Origin of the sequence: Mesorhizobium sp. M0768, from assembly GCF_040320195.1 — a bacterium.
GTDB lineage: Bacteria > Pseudomonadota > Alphaproteobacteria > Rhizobiales > Rhizobiaceae > Mesorhizobium.
The window spans coordinates 122,249-146,077 of record NZ_JAMYPD010000016.1 but is presented as its reverse complement, the minus strand read 5'-3'; the positions used below and the strand labels follow the sequence as shown (position 1 = coordinate 146,077).

Annotated in this window: 13 protein-coding genes and 8 pseudogenes; 9 read left to right on the top strand and 12 right to left on the bottom strand. The window is 59.8% G+C overall.

The genetic code is table 11. From position 1 onward, the window contains the following. Positions 1 to 272: 272 nt before the first annotated feature. Positions 273 to 419, top strand: a pseudogene (locus NKI08_RS20705) (transposase); the annotation flags it as partial. A gap of 443 nt (positions 420 to 862) precedes the next feature. On the opposite strand, the pseudogene NKI08_RS20700 reads toward NKI08_RS20705, so the two are convergent. From NKI08_RS20700 to NKI08_RS20670, 7 genes and pseudogenes are all read right to left on the bottom strand, one after another. Further along, positions 863 to 1,173 (bottom strand): annotated as a pseudogene (locus tag NKI08_RS20700) (peroxiredoxin family protein); the annotation flags it as partial. Between the two features lie 246 nt (positions 1,174 to 1,419). Beyond that, positions 1,420 to 2,850, bottom strand: coding sequence for an NAD-dependent succinate-semialdehyde dehydrogenase (locus tag NKI08_RS20695; RefSeq protein ID WP_352771827.1), 1,431 nt, complete (start codon positions 2,848 to 2,850; stop codon positions 1,420 to 1,422). 410 nt (positions 2,851 to 3,260) lie between these two features. Continuing rightward, positions 3,261 to 4,976, bottom strand: coding sequence for an acetolactate synthase catalytic subunit (locus NKI08_RS20690; RefSeq protein WP_352771817.1), 1,716 nt, complete (start codon positions 4,974 to 4,976; stop codon positions 3,261 to 3,263). Beyond that, positions 4,976 to 6,346 (bottom strand): aspartate aminotransferase family protein, encoded by a 1,371-nt coding sequence (locus NKI08_RS20685; RefSeq protein ID WP_502899654.1) that lies wholly within the window; start codon positions 6,344 to 6,346, stop codon positions 4,976 to 4,978. Before NKI08_RS20685 ends, NKI08_RS20690 begins: the two co-directional genes overlap by 1 nt. 85 nt (positions 6,347 to 6,431) lie before the next feature. Continuing rightward, complete coding sequence (locus tag NKI08_RS20680; RefSeq protein WP_352771815.1) at positions 6,432 to 7,685, bottom strand: aspartate aminotransferase family protein; 1,254 nt, start codon at positions 7,683 to 7,685, stop codon at positions 6,432 to 6,434. Between the two features lie 244 nt (positions 7,686 to 7,929). Next, positions 7,930 to 9,687 carry a hydantoinase B/oxoprolinase family protein gene (locus tag NKI08_RS20675; RefSeq protein WP_352771813.1) on the bottom strand — a complete coding sequence of 586 codons (1,758 nt, stop codon included), beginning with the start codon at positions 9,685 to 9,687 and terminating at the stop codon, positions 7,930 to 7,932. Beyond that, a complete protein-coding gene (locus tag NKI08_RS20670) occupies positions 9,687 to 11,750 on the bottom strand; it encodes a hydantoinase/oxoprolinase family protein (protein ID WP_352771811.1) in 2,064 nt (687 codons plus the stop codon). Before NKI08_RS20670 ends, NKI08_RS20675 begins: the two co-directional genes overlap by 1 nt. Before the next feature lie 140 nt (positions 11,751 to 11,890). On the opposite strand from NKI08_RS20670, the gene NKI08_RS20665 reads away from it, so the two are divergent. The 5 genes and pseudogenes from NKI08_RS20665 to NKI08_RS20645 form a co-directional block, all read left to right on the top strand. Continuing rightward, positions 11,891 to 12,145: a hypothetical protein gene (locus NKI08_RS20665; RefSeq protein ID WP_352771809.1), complete on the top strand. Its 255-nt coding sequence runs from the start codon at positions 11,891 to 11,893 to the stop codon at positions 12,143 to 12,145. Between the two features lie 141 nt (positions 12,146 to 12,286). After that, positions 12,287 to 13,186 carry a MurR/RpiR family transcriptional regulator gene (locus tag NKI08_RS20660; protein WP_352771807.1) on the top strand — a complete coding sequence of 300 codons (900 nt, stop codon included), beginning with the start codon at positions 12,287 to 12,289 and terminating at the stop codon, positions 13,184 to 13,186. A 782-nt stretch (positions 13,187 to 13,968) separates the two neighbouring features. Further along, positions 13,969 to 14,271: a hypothetical protein gene (locus NKI08_RS20655; RefSeq protein WP_352771805.1), complete on the top strand. Its 303-nt coding sequence runs from the start codon at positions 13,969 to 13,971 to the stop codon at positions 14,269 to 14,271. Positions 14,272 to 14,751: 480 nt separating this feature from the next. Beyond that, positions 14,752 to 15,567 (top strand): SDR family oxidoreductase, encoded by an 816-nt coding sequence (locus tag NKI08_RS20650; RefSeq protein WP_352771803.1) that lies wholly within the window; start codon positions 14,752 to 14,754, stop codon positions 15,565 to 15,567. A gap of 306 nt (positions 15,568 to 15,873) precedes the next feature. Beyond that, positions 15,874 to 16,373, top strand: a pseudogene (locus NKI08_RS20645) (transposase family protein); the annotation flags it as partial. Positions 16,374 to 16,496: 123 nt separating this feature from the next. Here the strand turns inward: NKI08_RS20645 and NKI08_RS20640 are convergent. Together NKI08_RS20640 and NKI08_RS20635 are read right to left on the bottom strand one after the other, a co-directional pair. Next, positions 16,497 to 17,210, bottom strand: a pseudogene (locus tag NKI08_RS20640) (SDR family NAD(P)-dependent oxidoreductase). A gap of 8 nt (positions 17,211 to 17,218) precedes the next feature. Further along, positions 17,219 to 17,474, bottom strand: a pseudogene (locus tag NKI08_RS20635) (bifunctional salicylyl-CoA 5-hydroxylase/oxidoreductase); the annotation flags it as partial. Between the two features lie 145 nt (positions 17,475 to 17,619). On the opposite strand from NKI08_RS20635, the gene NKI08_RS20630 reads away from it, so the two are divergent. Continuing rightward, on the top strand, positions 17,620 to 18,417 hold the full coding sequence (locus NKI08_RS20630) for a hypothetical protein (RefSeq protein ID WP_352771801.1): 798 nt from the start codon (positions 17,620 to 17,622) through the stop codon (positions 18,415 to 18,417). A 136-nt stretch (positions 18,418 to 18,553) separates the two neighbouring features. Continuing rightward, a pseudogene (locus tag NKI08_RS20625) lies at positions 18,554 to 19,476 on the top strand (IS630 family transposase). 70 nt (positions 19,477 to 19,546) lie between these two features. On the opposite strand, the pseudogene NKI08_RS20620 reads toward NKI08_RS20625, so the two are convergent. Beyond that, positions 19,547 to 20,075 (bottom strand): annotated as a pseudogene (locus tag NKI08_RS20620) (ISNCY family transposase); the annotation flags it as partial. A gap of 228 nt (positions 20,076 to 20,303) precedes the next feature. Between NKI08_RS20620 and NKI08_RS20615 the strand changes: the two are divergent. Further along, positions 20,304 to 20,531, top strand: a pseudogene (locus NKI08_RS20615) (ATP-binding protein); the annotation flags it as partial. A 63-nt stretch (positions 20,532 to 20,594) separates the two neighbouring features. Here the strand turns inward: NKI08_RS20615 and NKI08_RS20610 are convergent. Together NKI08_RS20610 and NKI08_RS20605 are read right to left on the bottom strand one after the other, a co-directional pair. Beyond that, on the bottom strand, positions 20,595 to 20,735 hold the full coding sequence (locus tag NKI08_RS20610; protein WP_352771799.1) for a hypothetical protein: 141 nt from the start codon (positions 20,733 to 20,735) through the stop codon (positions 20,595 to 20,597). A gap of 485 nt (positions 20,736 to 21,220) precedes the next feature. Further along, positions 21,221 to 23,677: a CaiB/BaiF CoA transferase family protein gene (locus NKI08_RS20605; RefSeq protein WP_352771797.1), complete on the bottom strand. Its 2,457-nt coding sequence runs from the start codon at positions 23,675 to 23,677 to the stop codon at positions 21,221 to 21,223. Positions 23,678 to 23,829: the final 152 nt, after the last annotated feature.

Here is a 23,829-nt window from a genome sequence, read left to right as displayed (position 1 = left end):
ATGGACCCCGGAGCCAAAGCAGGAACAAATGGGCGCACACGGCTGAACAAGGAGGACGGAACGACTGAAAGATCACCTTGACAAAGATTAGCCCATACAAGCGAGCGAGCGGCGTAGCGGCGAGGATCGGCGTTCTTCGATGTCGGGGCCGCTTTCGGACCGCTTCTGAAGCGTCTCGACCAAATTCTGCCCGAATGAGGATCAGGTGACCTGCCACTGAGAATTTCCTCCATCTGAGACTAGAGTCCGGACCTTGATTGAAGGACGGACTGATGAGGAGAAAGCGGTTTACGGAAGAGCAGATCATGGCGGTTCTGTGCCAGCATGAAGCGGGTGCGAAGGCGGGCGATCTTGCCCGCAAGCACGGGATCTCCGACGCGACGCTGTATAACTGGAAGGCCAAGTATGGCGGCCTCGACCACGCCCTTAGCGCCATTGCCGAATGGCGGGAGGACTTAAATCCTGTTGCATAACAACCATCTGTATGTCGTTGAAGTGAATAGATTTTGCTGATCTGGACGATCCCGTGGGGTACTTTGGGTTTGCCGCGCGCGATGGACGATGCGCTGAGGCGCCGGTCCGCCAAGCGTTGATGGGCTGAAGACCCGTCGACCATCCGACAGAGGATGAACGCCTTCGATCTCGCCCGCCTCGGCGGCGAGCCTGAGGGTCTTCGGTGCAACGCCGAGGAGCGCGCCGCCTTGTTCAGGTTAAGCCATGGCTCTTTGCCTTCCGGCCATGCCCGCAGTTTCCTATCGTTGCAGGGAAACTGTCCGCGATTTTTTGTGTCTCAGTCCAGGGGTGCACTCCATCGCTGTCCGCCAATTAGCGGAATGGGTGTCCGCGAATTTCTGAAACACGCAGCTTGTTCACGCGCCATGGATTCGCTTCTGGCGATCCGCTCCGTATCGGCGGCTTTCGCTTTATCGCCGGTGCTCCAGCTGCCGCTGAGCACTTTCGGCAAAATCTCATCGAGTTGCCCCGGATGACCAATAAAGGCGATGTGGCCGTCCCGGTCCACCACGAACGAAGTCGGAATCCCGGCGGAAAAGGGTCCTTCCAAAGCTTGTTCATTTCGCCTGTGTAGTCGAACGCGATCCGATAGTTCAGATTCGAGCACTTTTCGGTCAACCACGCGTCCAACTTGGTGCGAGCCTCAAGGGCCGTTGGCGATGATCGCGCGACACCCTCCCGTCATGAACGACGACATCAGCAGGCGGTGGGCCCGTAGCGTCACCCAAAGCGGGGCACCTCATGATTGCGGCACCATGGCAAAAGCTCCGCGCAAACCGACGGTACTGCTCTATGGGCATACGATGCGCAGAAAATAGGGCGCGTTCGGAAAATAAAGGCGTAAAGGCCGGCGCAGCGGATTTGGCGCCCGCCGGCCAGACCCGCCCGGGAGGACGCGATGTTTGACTAGATGCCGGCCATGAGCATGAGCTTCAGTTCCGTGTACTCTTCGATGCCGTGGCGGGATCCTTCGCGACCGATACCCGACTCCTTGATGCCTCCGAAGGGAGCAAGCTCTGTTGAGAGACGCCCGCTGTTGACTGCGACCATGCCGTACTCAAGCGCCTCTGCGACACGCCATATGCGGCCGATATCGCGCGCATAGAAGTAGGCGGCGAGGCCGAATTCGGTGTCGTTCGCCATCGCGATCACGTCCTTCTCATCGCTGAATCGGAAGAGCGGGGCAAGCGGTCCGAACGTCTCTTCTCGGGCAACCTTCATCGACTGGGTGACGTCGGAGAGCACCGTCGGCTTGTAGAAGGTGCCACCTAGCTCATGACGAGCGCCCCCTGTAAGTACGCGCGCACCCTTCGCCACTGCGTCGCCAATATGCTGCTCCACCTTCGCAACCGCGGCCGCGCTTATCAATGGTCCCTGGCCAATGCCTTCGGCCATGCCGTCGCCGACCTTGAGCCGCGCAACTTCGGTCGCAAGCTTTTCGGCAAACGCATCGTAGATGGAATCTTGAACATAGATCCGGTTCGCGCAAACACAGGTCTGGCCCATGTTGCGGAATTTCGACGCCATGGCCCCAGCGACAGCCGCATCGATGTCGGCGTCATCAAAGACGATGAAGGGAGCATTGCCACCCAATTCGAGCGCGAGTTTCTTCACGGTTGTCGCGCACTGCGCCATCAGGAGCTTCCCGACCGCCGTGGAACCAGTGAAACTCAGCACGCGGACATCCGGGCTGTCGCAGAGTGCCTTTCCGATCGCGTGAGCGTTTCCTGTGACAACATTGAGGACGCCGGGCGGCAGACCCGCCTTCTGCCCGATGGCAGCAATGGCGAATGCCGTGAGCGGTGTTTCCAGCGCAGGTTTGACGATGGCCGTGCAGCCAGCCGCAAGGGCCGGGCCAACTTTGCGGGCTATCATCGCTGCCGGAAAGTTCCAAGGCGTGATTGCGGCAACGACGCCCGCTGGTTGACGGATCACCACAATGCGGCCGTCCTGGATGTGGCTTGGAATTGTCTCGCCGTAGATCCGCTTTGCTTCTTCGGCGTAGAATTCCAAAAAGGAGGCCGCGTAGAAGATCTCGGCCTTGGCTTCAGACAACGGCTTGCCCTGTTCGCTGGTTAGTATCCGAGCCAACTCGTCGGCATATTTCACCATGAGATCGTGCCATCGGCGCATAGTCGTCGATCGCTCCTTGGCAAGGAGCCCTGCCCAAGCCGGGAACGCGCGCTTGGCCGCTGCGATGGCCTTGGCAGTCTCTGCCGCGCCGAAATCGGGAACCTTCGCAATTTCTTCGTTGGTGGAGGGATTGAGCACCGGCAATTCAGGCACCCCCACCCATTCGCCATCCACCAGGCATTGCGTCGGCCAGCGCTCTCGCATTTCGGACCTCTTGCTTGTCTTGGTGCGTTCAGCGATTTCGCCGGCAGCGCGCTTCGCCAGTTCAATGTCAGGCATAATCATGTGATTCCAACCTTGGTCGGGTGATAGTGACTGGGCTCATGTGGGGAGCGAACTCCTCTCCGTTCACCTCGATAATCGCTCCAACGAATGGATCTGCATGGAGAAGGGCATGAACAGACGCATGATCCCGGAGGTCGGCGGGGCTGGCTAGCAGGCGGCCCCCGGACGGTATTTCCTTGCGAACCGCCTGCTCAGTGGCTCGCAAGGTGTCCGCGTTCTGGCTGAAAAAGCCACGTCCCAACCGGCGATGCGCAGTTGGCGAACACAGGCCAAACCAATTCCCGAGGAGCCTCCTGAGACAACGGCAACCTTCGTGGAAGGCGCCGTCGTCATACCAGTTCCGATGGTTCGCCAAGGGTGCCCGTGAAAAGCGAGATCGGCGGGTGCGCATCAGGATCGCTGATGACTTCGATGAGCACCGGCGTCTTCGAGGACAGAGCGCGGTCGAGGGCAGGCCCAATGTCGCCCGGATTTTTGACTGTTACCGCTTCACAGCCGCAGGCCTTGGCGAGAGCAGCATGGTCGACGGGAGCGAAGTGACAGGCTGTCGTATAGCCGCCGAATTTCACGGTCTCGGCATCTTTTTGGTAGCCGAGCACGCCGTTGTTGAGGACGATGACCGTGAGGTCGATCTCGGACCGCACGAGCGTTTCCAGTTCCGCCCAGCTATGGGCGAACCCGCCGTCGCCGACGAGTACGACAACAGGACTGTCGGGCCTGGCAAGCTTGGCGCCCATGCCGAGCGGCAAGCCCCATCCTAGCCCTGCCAGGCCGCGCGGGGTGATGAACCGCTGGCCCGGGCGAAGTGCCCGGAGCTGGCCGACGATCCACATTGAAGAATAACTGGCGTCGGCAACGACAATGGTTTCCGGCGTCATACGTGATTGCAGATCGCGCATGATGCGTTCCGGCCTCAACGGCGTCTGGCTGCTTCCGCTGAAGATGCTGCGATCCTGCTCAAATTGCTCCCAGGCTTGGGCGATGCGACGTTCAAGCGATACCTTCTTCGCCGAGCGATTGGAGAGATCCTCCGATCGTAGCGCCGCAGTCAGGGCTTGAATTGTAGTGGCTATGTCTCCGACGAGGCGGACAGACTCGTAGTTCCTGCCGATTTCGCAAGGATCGATGTCGAGGTGAATGACCGTCGCCGTACAAGGAATCGAACGCCAGCTATCGGTTCCGTTCTGGTTGGTCCTGGTGCCGACGAGAAAGACAAGATCTGCCTCATCCATTAAGGCGTGCGTGCGATAGCCGAGAGATCTTGGGCCGTTCAGCCCCCCACTCACGCCGCAAGTCAGGGGCGCGCGCTCATCGACAGCGCCTTTGCCCATATTCGTTGTGAACACGGGCAAATGGGCCGTGCTCTGCAGCTCCGCGAGCGCTTTGCTCGCGGCCGGCGAAACCGCGCCGCCTCCGGCCAGCACCACGGGCGACTCGGCGCGAGCGAGCAACTTGGCCACTGCCGCGAGCGCCTCGTCGCTCGGGCGGATGGGATCAAGGGGCCAAGTGCCGTATTTTCCTGTCCGACCGCGTACGCCAGCCGGAACATTCTCGCGGAGCAGGTCGGCCGGAAGGATGAGCACGGCTGGACCAGGGCGGCCACTGGTGGCCGCGATAAACGCGGAGTCGACATGGTCCTCGATGCGATCAGCCGTTATCACCCGTCGCGTCCATTTGGAACAGGCCGAGAAAAGGGCGATGTGGTCCAGTTCTTGGAATGCGTTCCGGTTGAGCTGGTGGCGCTCGACCTCCTGCACCAAGGCCAACACCGGAATGCTCGCCTTAAGCGCTTCGGATAGCGGAGGTACGAGCAACGTTGCGGCCGGTCCATTTTGGGCGCACACGACGCCGACTCTGCCAGAGATGCGAGAGTAACCATCAGCCATGGCCCCGCCCATGTTTTCCTGGCGGTAGGCGATTTGCCGGATACCGACCTTTTCGCATGCCAGAACCACCGCCGAGGGTAGGCTCTGGGCAAAAATCATCTCGACGCTGTTGCGTTGCAGTGCTGCTGCAATCCGTTCGGCTACAGTTTCTACGGACATTACTCCGGTTTCTCCATATTGTTGATGTCTGCTGCGTGTTCTTGGAGGAAGAGACGAAACAGGTCGGATATTGTGTCGACCTCGGTCTCTCTCATCGGTGTTGACAGGCACGCGGCAGCCCCATTCGGCAAAATGACACCGTGCCGGGAAAAGAAGCGGGAGAGCGTCCTTAGGACGGCGTTCTGGGCTGGATTAGTTGCCATATCCCTGAACTCACGCGGTTTCCGCCGCGTCGGATGAATTCGAAACAGCGAGCCGGCTCCGGTCACTGCAAACGGAGCGTCGTGTTGGGCAATGATCTCGGTGAGGTTGGCACGCAGACGGTCGCCCAGCCCGTCGAGGCGAGCGAACGCTGCTTTGTCTAAAGCGCGCATTGCGGCGATGCCGGCTACAATCGATAGTGGATTGGCCGAGAACGTTCCGCCCTGTGGCAGGAGGGGGCGCCCGGACTTGGCGCTGAAGACCTGCATAACCTCCTCGCGTCCGCCGATAGCACCAATGGGCAGCCCACCGCCGATTATCTTGCCCAAGGTGATCAGGTCGGGCTTCAGCCCGTATCGCGCCGAGGCGCCGTGGTAGCCTTGGCGCAGGTTCAACACTTCGTCAGCGATGATGAGCACACCGTGATGACGGCAGAGCCGATGCAGCGCCTCCAGGAAGCCAGGGTCCGGCGCTATCAGGCCAGCGCGGCTCGGCATCGGATCGATTACGACCGCTGCGATCCAATGCGCATGGGCCTGGAGCTTTTTCTCGAGCAGCTCAGTGTCATTGAAGCGCAGCACAAGCGTCTCTTGGAGAACGCTTTCCGGCATACCCTTGTATAACGGCACCGAGACAGGATCGTCGGCAGGTCCCCAGTTCTCCGGGCTTGCCGACTGGCTGACTTCAACCCAGTCATAGGCACCGTGGTAGGCTCCCTCGAACTTGGCGATTCCTGCCTTGCCGGTAAAAGCTCGTGCCGCCTTGATAGCGAACATTACGGCTTCAGTGCCGGTGTTTACAAATCGAACGCGATCGACATTCGGAGTCCGCTCGCAAAGGATACTCGCCAGCTCGATTTCCATCTTCGTCGGATTGGCAAAGCAGCTGCCGCTCGCCAGCTGCCGGTAGACCGCATCGACGACAGGTTTGAACGCATGTCCGTGGATGAGGGTCGTAAAATTCCCGTTCAAATCAAGATAGCGGTTTCCATCGACGTCGAAGAGGTAAGCGCCCTCGCCTCGCTCTATGTACTTCGGAATTGGATCGCGTTCGATCGTTACCCGGCTCGTACCGTCGGGAAATACCGACATCGCGCGTGCGTACGCTTCCTCCGACCGAGTCGAGGCAGGTGTTTCGTGCCGACCTTCTGCGTTTGATTGCGTAGTCATTGACATCCCCCTCGCACCTCGTGCCATATCGACAAGGCCGCCGATGCGAGCGCTGACGCGACGGCGCTTTTCACCGTTTGCTCGATCACTCCCATGGAGATTGTTTCCAAGTTTCATGAATGGCATCCACGAGGGCGGAGGCTAAATCTTGGACATCGGTCTTGCTCATCGGTGTCGAGAGCGCGCCGGAGCAATTCGGCGTCATCAGAAAACCCCGTTCCAGCATTGCAAGATGAACCTTTGCCAGCGCAGTCTTCTGCACGGGGCTCGGGAACGAAGTCCGGTAGTTTCGGATAACTTCAGTCTTCAGATGGAGCCGAAAGAGGGAACTCATGCCCGTAACTTGCGCGGGGAGTTCGCGCCTTCTTAGTTGCTCAGTGATTTCGCTACGAAGCATATCGCCCATCCGGTTAAGACGGGCCACGGCATCCATAGTGTATGATTCCAGGGCCGCCAGCCCAGCTGTCATGCTGAGCGGGTTGGCGCTGAACGTGCCGCCGTGGGAGACGGCTGGCTTGCCCTTCGTGTGATCGAAGACCGCCATGTGTGACGCAGGCCCTGCCACGGCCCCAACAGGCAAGCCGCCGCCGATGATCTTTCCCAAAGCCACCAAATCCGGCTCAAAACCGAACGCGGCATGGGCGCCATGATAACCGATGCGGTATGAAACGACCTCGTCGATCACAAGCAGGATGCCGTAGCGGTTACAGCAATCCTGGATGACCTCCCGCATATCCGCGTTCATCGGAACCATGCCGACGCGAGAGGCGAGCGGATCGACGAGTATCGCGGCGAGACGTTCATGGTGTGCACGGATGAGCTCTCTGCATGTCTCGGGCTCGTTGTAGGGGAGGACCAGAACCTCGGCGGCGGTGGAGACGGGAGTTCCCTTGGCGTAGAGCACACTCTTGGGGGATGAATCGCCCCAGTTCATTGGAGTAGAATCAAGGCTGACTTCCACATGGTCGTAAGCGCCATGATATGCGCCCTCAAACTTCGCGATCATCGAGCGCCCTGTGATCGCGCGCGCGGCCTTGACGGCGTACATGACAGCCTCGGTACCGGAGCTCGTGAAGCGGACCTGCTCAAGCCTCGGCGAGCGCGCGCTGATCGCTTCCGCAAGGCTGGTCTCACTTGTGGTCGGAAGCCCGAATGCGGTGCCGTCGTCCAGGACCTTGTGCAGCGCCTCAATTACCGGCGGAAAGGCATGGCCATGAACGAGCGAGAAGAAGTTGTTTGCGCAGTCGAAGACCTTCCTGCCGTCCGCGTCGGTGATCCAACAGCCGGCTGCAGACATAGCATAAGGCGGCTGGGGAGCGAAAAAAGGGGCAGCACGCATGCTTCCGCCTGGCGTGATCCTTAGTGCTCGTTGAAACTCGTCGCGAGACTTCGGCCCAACGACCTCTCTCCGGTTATGGCCTAGGCTTGAAATGGGCTGCACGTCCGAACTCCTTGACCACCTTTGTTGAGATAACGACTGGATCACATGAACCACTTAATGTCAATAAGGATCAAATGCTTCATTTCTATACACGCATATTCTCCGCCGAAAGGCGCGACTTTTCGAATTGCGCGGCCGGGCTTTAAGGCGTGGGGCAGCGTACCCGCAAAAGCTCTTGCCTTCGCGCTTCGGTGGCCAAAACATCGACTGCAAGCAAATTGGAGCTGAGGACGACGCCGTAGACATCCCTGGCCATCTCAGGGCTCACAATCTCGTCTACCGCGTCGCGCTGAACGGCGAGGGGATCCCGCCTGAGCGGATCTCCGAAGCCGCCACCACCTGGGGAGCTGACGTCCACCCTTGCGGATCCCAATTGCATGATTCCATATTGTGGAACGGCAATCGCTTCGCCGCCGTCCAACAGCGTCACGGCGATTGTGCCTTTCACCCCTGGATCGCCGCCTACGATGCCATAGCCGGTTGGTTTGCGGCTGCCTTCACTGCGAAACGAGTACTCTGCGGGCTGATATGTCGAGGCGGAGTATTCAAGGCCGGTTCCGCCGCGAAATTCGCCTGCCCCCCCGCTGTCCTTTCGCATCTCGGAGCGATGAATCTTTACGGGATAGATCTGCTCGTAGGTCTCGACATTGGGCAGGTTCATCCCGCCGAGGGTGCAGAGCTGTCCGGCCGCAGGGAAGCCATCGCGCCCCCGGACGGCTCCTGCCCCGGATGACCCGTTCCAGTGATACATCACGTACGTTCTGCCGTCGTCTTTCCGTCCCGAGGAAATGCAGTAGCAAGTCTTTCCCCAGCCGGCATAGCCTTCCAAAGGCATGGCAGTCGCAAGGGCGCGCCAGACGGCGTGGACTATCTCGCTCGTCGGATGCACGGTGTTCATCGTCATTGGCGCCGGCGGAAGGGCATTTACGACAGTGCCGGGCGGTGCCTCAATCGTCATCTGCCGCATGGCGCCCTGGTTCTGCGGTACGCGCCCGTTGAAGAACGACATCACCGCGAGGAAGACCGCCGAACTCGTATTGGCAATCGAGCTGTTCTTGAAGCCGCGGATTTGCGGCGCGCTGCCAGAGAAGTCGACATGCAGATGCTCATTCTTTACCGTAAGGGTGACGCGAACGGGCACGTCCATCGCCTCAAAGCAGTCAGTGTCGGAAACATCCTCGCCATAGTACACCCCCTCGGGAATTGTACGGATCATCTCCTTCATCAGCGTCTGTGCATGATCAAGGATCGCGCTGAAAACCCCCTCAGTTTCAGAGAGACCATATTCGCGAGCGAGCGCGACAACCCTGTCGCGCCCGGTGCTCGTCGAGCCGACCATCGCGGCAAGATCACCGTCAAGAAGATCCGAGGTGCGGCTGTTGAGCAGAAGGAGGCGCCAAAGGTCTTCGCGCACACGGCCGCGCTCGAAGAGGCGGAGGACGGGAAGCCGGATGCCTTCATGAAAAATCTCGGTCGCCGCAGCATTGTAGGTTCCCGCTGCACCCCCACCGATGTCGGATTGATGCGCCCTGTTGCTCGCAAACCCAAGAAACCTGTCCTCGACGATGATCGGGCGGATTATCGTCCAGTCCGGAAGATGGTTTCCTCCCGCTTCGTAGGGATCGCTCAGGAGGAAGACGTCGCCATCGTGAAGATCACCGCGATAGTCGCGAAGTACCGCGCGAACGGCAAAATCGCCTCCCCCCGTATGGATCGGAAGACCGTCGGCGACGGATAACGCATCGCCTCGGGCATTGCTCAGGAAGCAGGAGAAGTCGTGGCTCTCGCTGAATATCGGGCTCTGCGCGGTCCGCGTCATCGCCCAGCCCATGTAGCGAGAGATGTGATCCAAACGCTTCTGCACCAGCGTCATCGTGATCGGGTCGACGGCCATGGTCATCACTCCAAAATCGAAAGTTGAATAGAATAGTTCCCGCCCTCATCGACCAGCAGCATGTCCGCCGCTCCGAGGAGAATGGTCGTCGTCAGCTCCTCGATGACGGCGGGGCCTGTTATCCTCGCCCCGGGACTTAGCGTCGAGGGAGAGAACACGGGCGCATCGACGAAGCCAGTGCGAGTGTCGATCCATATGCTGCGGGTGCTACTTGCCTGCGGGCTTTCAGCCGTCGCGCCGGCGGCTTCCAGCTTAAGCGTGGGGAACCGGCCCTTGCCGATAAGATGAAAGGCTACGATTTGTACCTCGTTGCGTTCCTGCACGTAGCCGTAGATGCTCGAGAACTCTTCCTCGAAGCGACGCCGCAGCGTCTGCTTGCTGTCCGTACCGCCGAAGAACGGCACGCGCACTGTCCATTGTTGGCCGCGATATCGCAGCTCCAAGAAGCAATCGATGACGATTGCCTCGCTGGAGAAGCTTTCAAGAAGCCGGCCGCGTTGTTCGTCCTCACGCTTAGCAACCTGTTCGGAAATCCGCGCAAGCGTCTCATCCGAAAGCTCGACCATGCAGGATTGAATGAGGTCGTGACGAATATTGGAATTGCACATTCCAAACGCGCAGAAGACGCCGGCAAGCCGGGGGACGAACACCGACCGGCATCCCAGAAGCCGAGCGACTGCCACTCCGTGGAGCGCTCCGGCGCCTCCGCAAGCAACGAGCGTCAGGCCTTGAGGGTTTACGCCGCGCTCGCTCGACATCCGCTCCATTGCGTGCAGCATGTTCTGTTCGGCGAGGCGGATGATGCCGATGGCTGCCCCTTCTACGGTGAGACCCAGCGGTTGCGCTACGTGCTTGGCGATTGCTTCATGCGCGAGTTCCGAGCGGATGTTGACCGATCCGTCCGCGTAGGCGCCGGGCCGCAGCCGCCCCAACACCACGTGGGCGTCGGTGACCGTGGCCATCGTTCCCCCAAGCCCGTAGCAGGCCGGGCCCGGGCGCGAGCCGGCCCCCTGCGGTCCGACTTGGAGCATGCCGCCAGCGTCGACATAGGCGATCGTGCCGCCGCCGGTGCCGACCGTATTGATTTCGACGCTCGCCGTGATCGCCGGGTACCCGGCAATGTCAAGCCGGGTGGTCTCACCAACCTTTCCCCGGTCATAAAGCATGACATCGCAACTCGTCCCGCCAATCTCCATAGTGATGAGACCGCCAAGACCATCTTTCCCAGAGAAATAGTCGAGCGCGCCGACACCAGCGGCCGGTCCAGAGAGGAGCAAGGAAACGGGGCGCTGTTCTATATCGTCAATAAAGGCCGCGCCTCCGTTGCTTTGAACGAGAAGAAGCCTGTTCGACAAGCCGAGTTCACTAAGGCGTTCGTCAAGCTGTCGGAGGTAGGGAACGACCCTTGGACCAATATAGGCGTTGACGACAGCCGTAGATGAACGTTCGTACTCGCCCATCACCGCCGCGAGCTTCGCCGATCCGCAAACAAAGCAATCCGGCATTGCCTCGCGAAGGTACCGAACGCAAAGTTCTTCGTTGGTATCATTAAGGTAGCTGTTAATGAAGCAGACGGCCACCGCCTGAACGCCGGCCGCCTTGAACCGTGCGATGGCGTCATCGAGATCTGCCCGATCGACTTCAGCTTCGATGCGTCCGTCCTTCAGCACCCGTTCGGTTACCGGCCTGCGCAGCCAGCGTGGCACTAGCACATCGGGCCAGGGCCTCCGATAGTCCCATACATTCTCGCGAAAGCCGCGGCGGATCTCGATTGCATCGCGGAAGCCGCGGGTAACGAGCATGCCCGTCTTTGCACCCTTTCCTTCGAGAAGCGTGTTGGTGGCAACAGTGGTGCCATGAACGAAATGGGTGCATGCCGACAGGAATTCCCGGATCGTAAGACCCTGGGTGTCCGCCAGCGCGGAGACCCCGGCTAGCACACCCACGGAAGGGTCGTCCGGGGTAGATGCGGTCTTATGAATGCGAATACCCGAACAGGATCCGACGGCAACGACATCGGTGAAGGTGCCGCCGACATCAATTCCAATTCGCCAAGTTTCTTTCGCCAATTCCTTTTCTCCTGTAGATCTTTCCTCGCGTTATTCGTGAGATGCAAGCACCGCTAGTTTCAGCTCAATCTGATATATCATGCCAACGTCCTACGTTATTGTAAGATTCTCAAAATAAGACTGTCGGCAAACGAAGGATCATGTCAGGAATCACAGAACAAGCCGATCGATATGATCATCATCTCATCGACTATATGGCGAACCGCTCAAGCGCGCATATTCCGCTGCCCCGAATACGCCCCTTGATCTGCTCCGCCGCGACCGCGTCGGCCTGGAAAAAGATCGGCAGCAGCATCATTTCAGTGCGATTCCGCTTCACGATGCTTTCCTCCCCGAAGCTTTGCCAAACTCGTTCCCCGCAACTCTTGCTGGCGGCGCCCAACTTCCGCGCTTGAGGCGCTCCATCCTGCCGTTCGAGACGCTCTCGGACGAGGCCAGGTTATTGGAGCATACAGTTCATCATCCGTCAATATGGATCAATTGCTTCTAGGTAAGAATCGTGGCAGCGTATGGTCAGCAATGCGGATCGTAGGTTCATGAATTCCAAACCATCCGACATAGACGCGAAGTTGCGGCAACTCATGCCGGAGGCTCGTGGGCCTGCCGCTGGCGCGATCCAGTTCCTTATTGCGCACCGCGAGGAGATACCCTTTCGCTCCATGCGCGAGCTTGCTAAGCGCGCCCGGGTGCCTTCGGTAACGCTGGTGCGGTTGGCACAGAACCTTGGCTTTAGGGGTTTCGATGAATTCCGCGAGGTTTATATTGCCGAATTGATCAACGGCCAGGGCAGCAACAGGGGCCGCGCTGCGGAGCTTGTATCCCTTGGCCAGAAGGAAGGTGCACTTGGTTTTGCTGCACAGTTCGCTGAGCGCGAAATCCTCGCGCAAAGAGCAGCGGTTACAGCGCTGAGCGAGAAGCAGCTTGAAGCAGCAGTACAGGCATTGGTCAAAGCCTCGCGGGTCTATGTGATCGGCCGCCGCCCCTTCTTCGCCCCCGCCTATTCGCTTTCCTATTCGTTGCGGAAAGTCAAATCAAACACTCACCTGCTCGACACCGGTGGAGGATCAGGATTGGAACTCGATGACCTCACGCAAGATGACGTGGTCATCGGGTTTACTTCCTACCCCTATAGCCGGGTCACTTTTGACGTGGCGAAAAATGCGAAGGCCCAAAGAGCGAAGGTTATTGCCATCACCGACAGTGAGAACGCGCCAATTGCACGGTTTTCGGACCATGTTTTCCTCATGACGGCGCGGAGCTACGCGTTTCCAGACTCGGTCGCCGGCGCTTATCTCATCGCCAACATTCTTGTCGCACTCGCGGTCTCAAGACTCGGCGCAGACGCATTGGCGCGCATCCAGCGCAATGAGCTGGAAATCCGCGAAACGGGTGAATATTTGGCCGAACCCGCACGGCGCTCGAAGGCCGGTACGTGAGAATGATGGCGCTCGATACAGATTTCTGTTTCTTGAGCCGAAGCGATCCTTGCCTGACGAGGGGAATCCGGGGCAGTGGGTTGGAGCGCCCGGCGCGCATGCATTGACGATTTCGCCCCAGGCTAAGCACCTCCGTCGATTGATCAAGCTGTGACGATGATCCCCTGATCAGCTTGCCAGCCGTAGCGCGCTGATCAGCCGGGCACAGACCGGAGACCACGGCGACCAATGCGGCCAACTACACCACGCCGCGGGACACGATCATCGTCCATTCCCACACGCGCAGAAAAGCGATCCAGCAGCCGCCACCAACTGCACCAGGTGGTCGGCCTTCCGGAATGCCGCCTGCCCGGCCGCGGTGCATCAGTTGCGCCATTGTCATCAATGCCGCAGCATGTTGGGCAAGGTTCCGTCAGCGGCCGATACAAAATTCGATCCTCGCCTCAATGCGCCGCGGCTGATCGCGTCCAACGTCTTGCCCTTCAGAGGTGGAATGGATGCGTAACGTGGACCGTCAGCACAGGTCGGCCCCGCACGGCTGGACTGAAAGCTTTGTAAGGCGAAGGTCGAGGCGGCTCTGTGGATTGTCGAGCGCTGGATTTTCGCCCGGCTCAGTACCCGCTCGTGGTTCACCACGGCTGTCACGCTCGAGCCCTATTTGGGTTGGTAGGTGTCCAAGCGACGTGGCCAGTGGTTTAATTGGCTGAACCCAAGGTGCCTATCTAGCTGTGGCAAAACCGTGCGGTAAACCTTACGATCCATTGAAAAATATGGAGCCTGCTATGCCTAGCCGCTGGAAACGAAGACCCGACGGGTCCAACTGGGGCGATTTTGGTGACGATGACGAATTGGGGCGGCTCAATTTTCTGACGCCAGCCGCCCGCAAGCGCGCGGCCGGCTATGTTGAGGAAGGACTGACATTCTGCCTTAGCCTTCCACTGAATTTGCCGGGAGGCAGTGTCGTGCATCGTCTGAGACATCCGCCCCGATTGTTCGCTCTATCACGCGACCAAGAAGGTGCCCTCAACTACAACTATCCGTTGGCTAAGGAAAAGGTCGGGGCGACCGATATCGCTGTTCTCTGAAGCCAAGGGCTGGGTCCTGTACGCGGCCTCCTTTCTTGGAGTTTGACCTGATGTGGTAGACGGCCTCTGCTCTCACGCAATGCATACCTAGAACCGTTCGAACGAGCTGAGCCAGCACCTCCGAGACCATTCCTGGAATTGGTCCAATCACTGTAAGGTAAGCGACACCCCTCTTGGGCAGCCGGACCTAATCGTGCGAAGGACCCTCCAATTCTGGCAGAGGTGGCGCCGCGCCCCCTGCAGGCCTGCTCGGAGCCATTGTCTCTACACCGAGACGAGATGGGGCTATCCCGGTCGGCTAGAGGTGATCGAGAACGGGCGCCAGTAACGCTCGGAGGCAGAGAAGGCGCGGATCGTGGCGGAAAGCCTGCTGCCAGGCGCCGGGCGTGCGCGCTGTCTTTACGGGCAGGCCATCGCTGGGGAGGCCGGCCGGATTGTCAACCACATCGTGAGAAACGAATAAGAATAATAGGAGATCCAATGGGCTACCTCGACGAACTCTTTTCGATGACGGGTAATAAGGCACTTGTGACGGGCGGCTCGACCGGCATCGGACGAATGGTTGCGACCGCCCTAGTCCAGGGCGGCGCAGACGTCATGATCGCCTCCCGCAAGGGCGCCGATTGCGAGCGCACGGCAGAAGACCTCAACACGCTGGACGCACCGGGCAAAGCGGAAGGGTTTGCCGGAGACATCAGTTCCCTAGAGGGCATCACCGAACTGGTCAATGAAGTGAAAAGGCGGACGGACAGGCTGCACATCCTCGTCAACAATGCCGGCGCCACTTGGGGTGAGCGACTTGACACCTTCCCCTATGAGGCATGGGCACGCGTGCTGAACGTTAACCTTACCGGGCTTTTCCATCTGACGCGCGAGCTTCTGCCGCTGCTTGAAAACGCGGCAAGCGACGAAGACCCTGCGAGAATTATCAATCTTGGCTCGGTGATGGGAACCCAACCGATCGCCGAAGGCGCATACTCCTACACTGCCTCGAAGGCCGCCGTTCATCACCTGACGCGCACGCTTGCGCACGAATTCGCCCCACGCCAGATCACCGTCAATGCTTTCGCGCCCGGTACCTTCCGGAGTCGGATGACTGCTTTCGCCACCGCCACCGACGAACAGGCACAACGGATGGGCAGTCGCGTCCCGCTGGCCAGGATCGGCAGGCCCGATGATATAGCCGGCGCGACGCTGTTTCTATGCAGCCGGGCCGGCTGCTACGTCACCGGAGCCATCCTGCCGATCGATGGCGGTCAGTCCGTACGGCATGGCATAAGCTTCTTCACGGAATAGCGCGCGCCAGGAGGTTTCGTTTTGAGCCAGCGAGGGCAAGGAAAATGGCGTCGCCGTGCTGCGCTGTCACATCATCAATTCATACACGTCAACCCAGAGGGTGCTGCGAAAGAGCCGTCGTTCGGGGGTTCGTCGCACGTAGCTTATTGCTGATGTCACCGCTCTGGGCGATGACGTACAAGACGCAAGCGGCACGCGAGCTGATGATCGTCTGGCCGTTCCGCAATTTGATGATTCAAACTGCCTGCCGGCCGACGTGTCGAAAGCCCTGTCGCCTGATCTTCGTAGGCATGTTCTGGCAGCCGCGGTCCCGCGCTAACGCGGGAGCAAGCGGATGCCCGGCCGAAGGCGCCGGCGCATCTGAAAACCACATTGGGCATGTCCGAGTGGCGCTTACTCATCGTCAGCGCCGACGGCAGATGATCCGCTATCGGTCCCGCCGGCCGCTGGGACAGAGTTGCGGGGGAGGCTGCGCGACCTGGCCAACGAGCGGCGGCCCCTCTGCTGTCGGCGGATCTTCACCCTGCTCCGACGGGAGACGAGCCGTGGGGATCATTCGGAGCTGTCGGCTCTACCCCGAAGAAGGGCTGGCGGTGCGGAAGCCGCCGTCCGGCGACGGGTTGTCGGCCCGCGGGCACCGATCCTGGTCGAAGCACGGCAAATGCCCGCTGGTCTCGGATTTCGTCCATGACCAGCTTGCGCCGGCGTTTCCGCGTGCTCAACAGGATGGTGTGACGCGCGAATACGTGGCGGCGATTCCCGACACCTCGATCTTCGCCCGCCGGGTCGCGCGAGATCGCGACGCTCGGCCTTGATCGTACGCAAGGGACGCAGCAGCCTGATCCACAGGCGCAGCCGGGCCTCGCCGGGTCCCGATGGTGCGGGCAGGGGGCCGGCTATCATGTTTCGCCTCTTGAGATCGAAATTGCCTATCCGGTGATCGACGCCGCAGCGTCGCAGCATAGCCACACGGCAGCGGCAACTTCCTGCGGCTGGACGAAGCGGCCTTGCAGGCTGGTTGAGGCAAGGCTCGCCCGAGCCCTCGCTGGCCGAGCGGCCGGTCTTTTCGATGGCTGATGGACTCCTCCAGCATGTCGGCCTCGAAAAAAGCGAGGCACACGGCGTGGACCGTGACTCCGGATTTCGCCGTCTCGCGTAAGCGCCCGCATCAGCCCGACGAGGCCATGCTTAGCCGCGCGCAAGGCGCGACATAGCCGTAGCCTTTCAGTCCGGCCGTCGAGGCGATGAAGACGATCCGGCCTGCCTTGCACACGGCCATACAGGCCAGTGCCGGTTTCACCGTCGGGAAGGCGCGCCGGTCAGGTTGACGTCGAGCGTCCGTTGCCAATCGGCAAGCGTGGTCTTGTGCGCCGGCGTGCTGCCGGCCATGTCGGCATTGGCAACGAGATGTCGATAGGCCCGCGTGCCGCCTCCACCTGGCTGTAAAGGGACGCCATCGAAACTCGCCGGTGACGTCGGCGGGGATACCGAAAATGCGGTCATTGCCCCTGGCGCGTTCGGAAGAGCGGCCTCGCGTCGGCCGCAAATGGTCACGTCGATGCCGGCACCGGCCAGCGCCAGCGCGATGGCCCGGCATCGCCGGAGCCGCCGCCGGTGACCAGCTCATGCTTTGCGGTAATCATCGCGGCGCTCACAGTTTCAGCCCCGCTGCTGCGTGGCGCTCTGCCAGCCGATAGAGCTGGTCGCTTCCGGGCAGATAGGGCCGATAGGGATCCGGCCACTTCACGCCACGGTCGCCGAGCGCGACGGCGGCATGCAGCGTCCACTAGGAGTCGGCGAGATGCGGCCGCGCCTGCGCCACCAGGTCGGCGCGGCGGCCGGCCATCAGGATCGGGTTTGACATGGTCCGGCTCGTAGATCTTGCCGACCGCCATCGCCGCTATGCCGGCGCATCATTGTGTCGACGATCCTGGGCGCGAAAGCTTCGGGGAACCTCATAGAATGACATCAGGCTGGCTTGCTGCAATGGAGCTGAATTAGGGCGGACCTGTTCTCCATGCGCCCCAATTCAGCTCCATGCAACCCACCAAAGTGGATAGCTTTTCGATCCGCGTTGATGGTGTATCCATCATCAGAAGCGCGCCGTCCACCCATGCCGCAGATCATCAGGATACGGAAACTGCCATGAAAAAAAGCATAGTTAATCCATTGGCCATCTCACGCTTCCTCAAAGTATATGACGACGATGCCGCCCAAAAAGGAATCAAAATCTCGATAGGATTTGATTTTCACAGGTATGTCTTGATCACCCGGGCCACTCCAACAAAGAGTCCAACATACCCAAATTTTCGACCAGATCGTTCGCCAATTAAAGCAGGCGAGGGATTTTGGATTGTCGGCGTCGACCATAATGATGATGTCGCGCTTCTCGACGCTGCTCGATTGTACGACCTTTCGCACAGCAATTTTGCAGAGCATTGGCAATCCCTCAAGGCATTCTATGCTGACCCGGCCATACACGCACATCCTAACGACAGTTGTACTTGTTCAGCACCGAGCGCAAAGAACATTACCGGGAAGGTAGCGCTCCTTGGGGATATCTGGGTGCGCAAAGACTACAGAGGCCAGGGCGTGCCCAGAATCGCGGCTGGAATAGCATGCGGCGTGTCTTTTGCCTTGTGGGCCCCAGACTTCCTGTGTGGGCTCGTAGCGCGTTGGTCATTAGATAAGGGCGTCGTTGCGCAATACGGAATGCCGCATCATGAACCAGGTGGTTCAATATTACGGCTGGTAGAAGAGAAGATCTCAGACGACGAGTGGCTTATTTGGCTATCCGGCGAGGAGTTGAGAAGCCGTATTGATCTTCATCACAAAACGAGCCAATTGTAGTCGCGTCATTATCGCTGGGACGACGGCACTATGCGGATTGAACTAGTCTAGAGCACGTCCTGCCATCGATGAATTGATTGTGAAGTGACGTCCGCGTTGTGTGCTGATTTAACATTCATCTCGACGGAGGTGGATAATGGGAAAAGCACTGAGTGGCGATCTGCGGTGGCGTGTGTTGAAGACTTGGACGAAGGTATGTCGGCGCGTCGAGTTTGGTCTGGGTGTATCAAGTGCGATCCGCTGGATTGCTCGGGCGAAGATCGGCGAGACTGGGCCGCGGCCGCAGGGTCGTCGCCGCGCGTCCAGCCTCGATGCGCATGACGCCTTCATCGTCGGGCTGATCGAGGAGCGCAAGGACATCACGCTGAACGAGATGGTGGCGCGGCTGGAGATCGAGCAGTCGCTTCGGATCAGCCGCAGCGCCTGAGCGCCTGGCTCGGCCCGGCACGGCTGGACATTCAAAAAAGTCGCGCACGCACTGGAGCAGGACCGCCCCGACATCCTGGAAGCGACGCCGGGACTGGTTCGACGGTCAGCTCGATCTCGATCCGGCGAAGCTGGTGTTCATCGACGAGACGGGCCTCTCCACGAAGATAGCGCCTGCGCGGAAGAGCGCCGCGCGGCGAACGCTGCCGGGCTGGCATGCCGCACGGGCATTGGAAGACCACCACCTTCACCGGAGCGCTGCGGCTGACCGGCATGACCGCCCCCCTTCGTCTACGACGCCGCCATGAACGGCACGTGTTCCTCGCTATGTCAGCCAAGTGCTGGTTCCGACCCTGGAACGCGGCGACGTCGTCGTGATGGACAACTTGCCCGCCCACAGGCGGCGGGCGTTCGCGACGCAATAGAAGGGGCGGGTGCGAGCCTGCTCTACCTGCCGCCCTACAGTCCCGACTTCAATCCGATCGAAACGCCTTCGCCAAGCTGAAGCCGCTGATGCGCGCCAAGGCCGAAAGAACAATCGCCGCGCTCTGGGATACGGTCGGCGCGATCCTCGAACGCTTCACCCCTGATGAATGCGCCAACTTCAAGGCCGCCGGGTTTGACCCAGATTGAACAGGACGTGCTCTAACCCACCTAACCCTCTGACGCGAGAGAGGGAGTGTTTGGAGAGTTGGCCTCCTGATAGGAAGATTTGGTCACTGGCGGGAGCGGAGTGCCTCTGAGGTGCGAGCGTCGGGAACCAGACGCTGATGCGGCGTGGCTGGCGGACTATAAGTGTTGCGCACACGTGCCGTCGTCGGGGACGTCCCAAGCCTTCTCGGATCGGTGTCCCAGTGTCCTGTCGACCGTGGCCGCACTCATCGCCAGCAATTTGCCGTCGGGCGCGAGGTCAAAATGACCGTGCCGTCACATCGCCTCGAGAAGGACGGGCAGCAACGCTTTCTGCGGCTTCCCACGACCCGGTCAGACGCCTCCCACAGCAATATGAGCGCATTGCATTCCGCTTCATCATAAATCCGCGGCCGCGCTCGCCGACCTGTAGGCGCTCTCTCATGGCGCCGCAGCAGCCGCATCGCGTGCTTGCGTTGAAAGCCCGTGATGACGACGAACTCACCCAAAATTCTCGCCTTCTCCGCTCGCGTCGAAGCACGATATCGCACCGAAACCGCCGCAGTAAGTTCTTTCCTAGTCGCCATGCTCAGCTGTCCCATAGTCGCCCCTGCTCAGACCCTTCGGTAGGGAGCAACTTATGGATTTCGACGAGGCAATGCGCAGTCGCAGCTTCATTGCCGCGCCGCACTATCATCTGGTTCGCAGGGCACACCCTGGCCCCGCACTCAACCTATGGCGTGACGCTTCATTCGTCGGAGATTCCAGAGCGGATTGCTTGTGCCCGCACGCTGCGCAAGCTGCCAGCGCGACCTGAAAAACTCAATGACGACCAACGCCGCGATCTCCTGGAGATCATTGAGGATCGCTACGAACGAGGCTCAACCATCGTCACAAGTCAGGTGCCCGTGGATCGCTGGTGGGAAATTATTGCAAACCCAACTTTGGCCGACGCCATCCTGGATCGCCTCGTTCACAACGCCTATCGCATCGATCTCACCGGTGAAAGCATGCGAAAACAGCGCCCGCCGATCGTCCCCGAAAACACCGAAGCTTGACCTGAAACAAAACCCAACCCAAACATCAACGAGACCCAGGATCAGACCGAAAACTGGCCGCCTTCAAATCGGAATGGTGGCCGGAATGAAATCGGAATGACTGGCCGGCTTCAAATCGGAATCGGTGGCCGGCTTCATCGGAATACGCAGTCGAAACAGCCCTTCGTCCAAAGGATGGCGGCGATCCCAGGCGTCGAGCCACATTCTCGCGAGCGACGGTTTAGCGCAGCTAATCGTTGTGCCGCAACCAGAGCATCACGTTCGGCTCGATGTGTTTGAGCAGCAGCTCAAGCCGTTTGTCGGCCCGTCTCTACGCAAAAGGGCTGCTCCGGCACTTCAACAATCGCCGGCAGATCGCCTTGCTCGTTGCATTGTGCAGATACGTGACTGCAGGCGCGTTTATGGGAGGTGCTATCATTAAGTCGGCCTAAAGCGACTTGTAACAACACACCCCCGGGGCTGATCAGTCTCGGCGGATACCAGAAGGCGAACCGAGATTCGAGCTGGCTTGAATCTCGTCTTCTGGGCTTTCGCCGCCGCAAGCGGATATTGGTGCGGCCGTCCCAAGCGACGACCGTATGTGAGCTTGACCAGTTTCGAATAGCCGAACCGCGTCACGCAATCGGGCCCAGCTCTCGATCCCGCCGCCCCGGTGAGGCACGATGGCCGCCCTAGCATCCCTCTTGACCTCACTGTCGCGTCGATTTATCTGATGGCACCTTTTCTGCTTGTGACAGCTCTCCTTCAGAGAGCATCGCCACACCGATGATGCCCTCCTTGACTAATTGTGCGATCTCAGCATCGGAGAGGCCGAGAATCCCTGATAGGACGTCTCTGTTATGCTGTCCGAGTGTCGGCGCTGCTGTGCGAATTGCATAGGGGCCTTCACCTTCGCGGATTGGCATCGAGGGCTGCGGATGTAAGCCTACGAAATCACGTTCAACGTCTTGCAGAAACGCGCGAGAGGCGAGATGCCGATCCGTAAGTAGGTCCTTTGGCATCCGAGCTACGCCGGCAGCGACTCTTGCTGCTTGCAACTCGGACATGGCTTCATCCGCGTCGCGGCTGCGTGTCCAGACTGTGATGCCTTCCTCGATAACATCCTCAATGGCCCGGCGAGCTTCTGCTGATTTCAGCAACGCGTCTGCAGCCCAGTCTGGCCGACCGATAAGAACGGTAAGCCTCTGCCACATATCCTCGTCAGTTGCGGCTATCATGATCCAGCTGTCCTCACCTGCACTCCGGAAGCAGCCATGAGGTACAAACTGCGGATGTCGATTTCCAAACTTTGGTGGCGGCAAACCACCTATCGAGCCAACAGTGATCCATGGTGCTGCAAACGGCATCATGCATTCGATCTGCGCAAGATCAATGAACTGTCCCTGCCCTGTGTTGCGGGCGTGAATCAGTGCAACCAGAACTGCAGCGCAGCCGTTCAACCCACCGACGGGATCTCCGAATGCGACATGGCTCATGACGGGCGGCCCGTCAGGATCTCCGATCACACTCGGCAACCCTGAGCCTTGCTCGAGAGTCGAGCCATAACCTCGACAATTGCGATGAACGCTGTCGACGCCAAACGCAGACATCGACATCATTACCAGGCGGGGGTTCAGGGTTTTTAGCACGTCGTATCCGAGCCCGAGCTTCGGCAGCACGTCGACCGAATAATTGCTGACGACAACATCGGCTTCCACTACAAGCCGTTTTGCAAGAATGAGTCCCTGCGGCCGTGTCAGGTCGAGTGTGATACCGCGCTTGTTGCGATTCATAATGCAGTAGCACATCGCCTTTTCGTACAAGTGGTCGTGGACGTAAGCAGGGCTTCGATCAACGCCGCGGAACCAGTCCGGATATTGGATGGCCTCGATCTTGATGACGTCCGCGCCGAGATCACCCAGAGTGCGCGTACATAACGGGCCCGCCCAGCCCATCGAGAAGTCGATTACGCGAACATCCTTTAACGGCTGCCGGTCCGAATCGATGCAGCCGGACGACATCAATGCGGTTAAGTGTGTCCCGCGATTCGCGTAAGCCTGATGCTCGCCGGGGGCTGGAACTTTCCCTCCCCCGCGCGGCGGCGTCAGCGTCAGCCGCTGCATCGAGCCTACGGTCAAGCCCTCTTCTTCGCCAAGCAAGACGGGCACGATCACGCCGCGCGCTTTTTTCTCGGTATCGCGGAGCAGATCGGATATTTCCGGTACTGGCACGATGGGGATCTTCCGTTTCAATCCCTCCTCGAACCAATCTTGCGCTGTTCGCTCCCTCAGCTTTGGGACAAACTGTCGTTCAATATCTTCCATGTGTTGCACACGATCTTCGGCGAGGACCAGAGCCGGATCATCACGCAATTCGGCTAGACCGAGCATGTCGCAAAATGCGCGCCATTGTGCCGGCGTCCACGTCGTGACCCCAAGCCAACCCCGCTTGGTTTCATAGATGCCGAGCGGAAAGCCGGGCCAGAAGCGGTTAGTGCCGATCCGGTGCATCACGTCGCCGCGCGCAAACGCCTCGAACAGAAGATACTCGCTGACAGCGAGGCTCGATTCGAAAATACTGAGGGACCATGATCGCCCTGCCCCGCCCTGCATTCGCGCAACCGCCGAACTGGCCAGAGCAATGAAGCCCCACAGGCCGGCAAGGATACCCGTCTGGAAATCGGGTGCGTGCAACGGCGGGCCTTCGACCGGTCCAACCAGCTTGACGAGGCCGGCGAGCGCGCGGACGGTCGAATCAGTTGCTGCGAATTCCGCATAGGGCCCCTCGTGGCCGAACCAACTCGCTTCGAGGTAAGTCAACCCGGGGCGCCGTTGCCGGATTGCGGCGATATCAACGGGCGGGCAATCTGCGGAACCGACGTCGCGGCCATCGACCAGAATGTCGCAATTCTCGATTAGTGCGGTCAGCCGTGTGATCGCGTCCGGGTCTGTGGCGTCGACGATGTTGCTAGACTTGTTGAAGTTCAGGAATGCGAACCACGCGCTCTGTCCACTGGGCGTGACTGGCGCGGTGCGGCGAAGAGGATCGCCTGTTGGCGGCTCGACCTTCTGAACGTCGGCGCCAAAATCGGCAAACAGCCTCGCGCAATAACTGGTTGCGGCCGAGCTACCTATTTCGACGACCCGCAGATGCGACAATACTCCCATCGAGGACTCCTTCCCGGCTATGCTGATTGCTCCGGAAATCACCGGCTACGATACGAACCTGAGGCGCCAAGAACGCGGCGCTGCTCGCCAGACATCGATCACAGGCATTTGCGACCGATACTCGCCGGCGACACTGGACCAAGCGCGTTCGC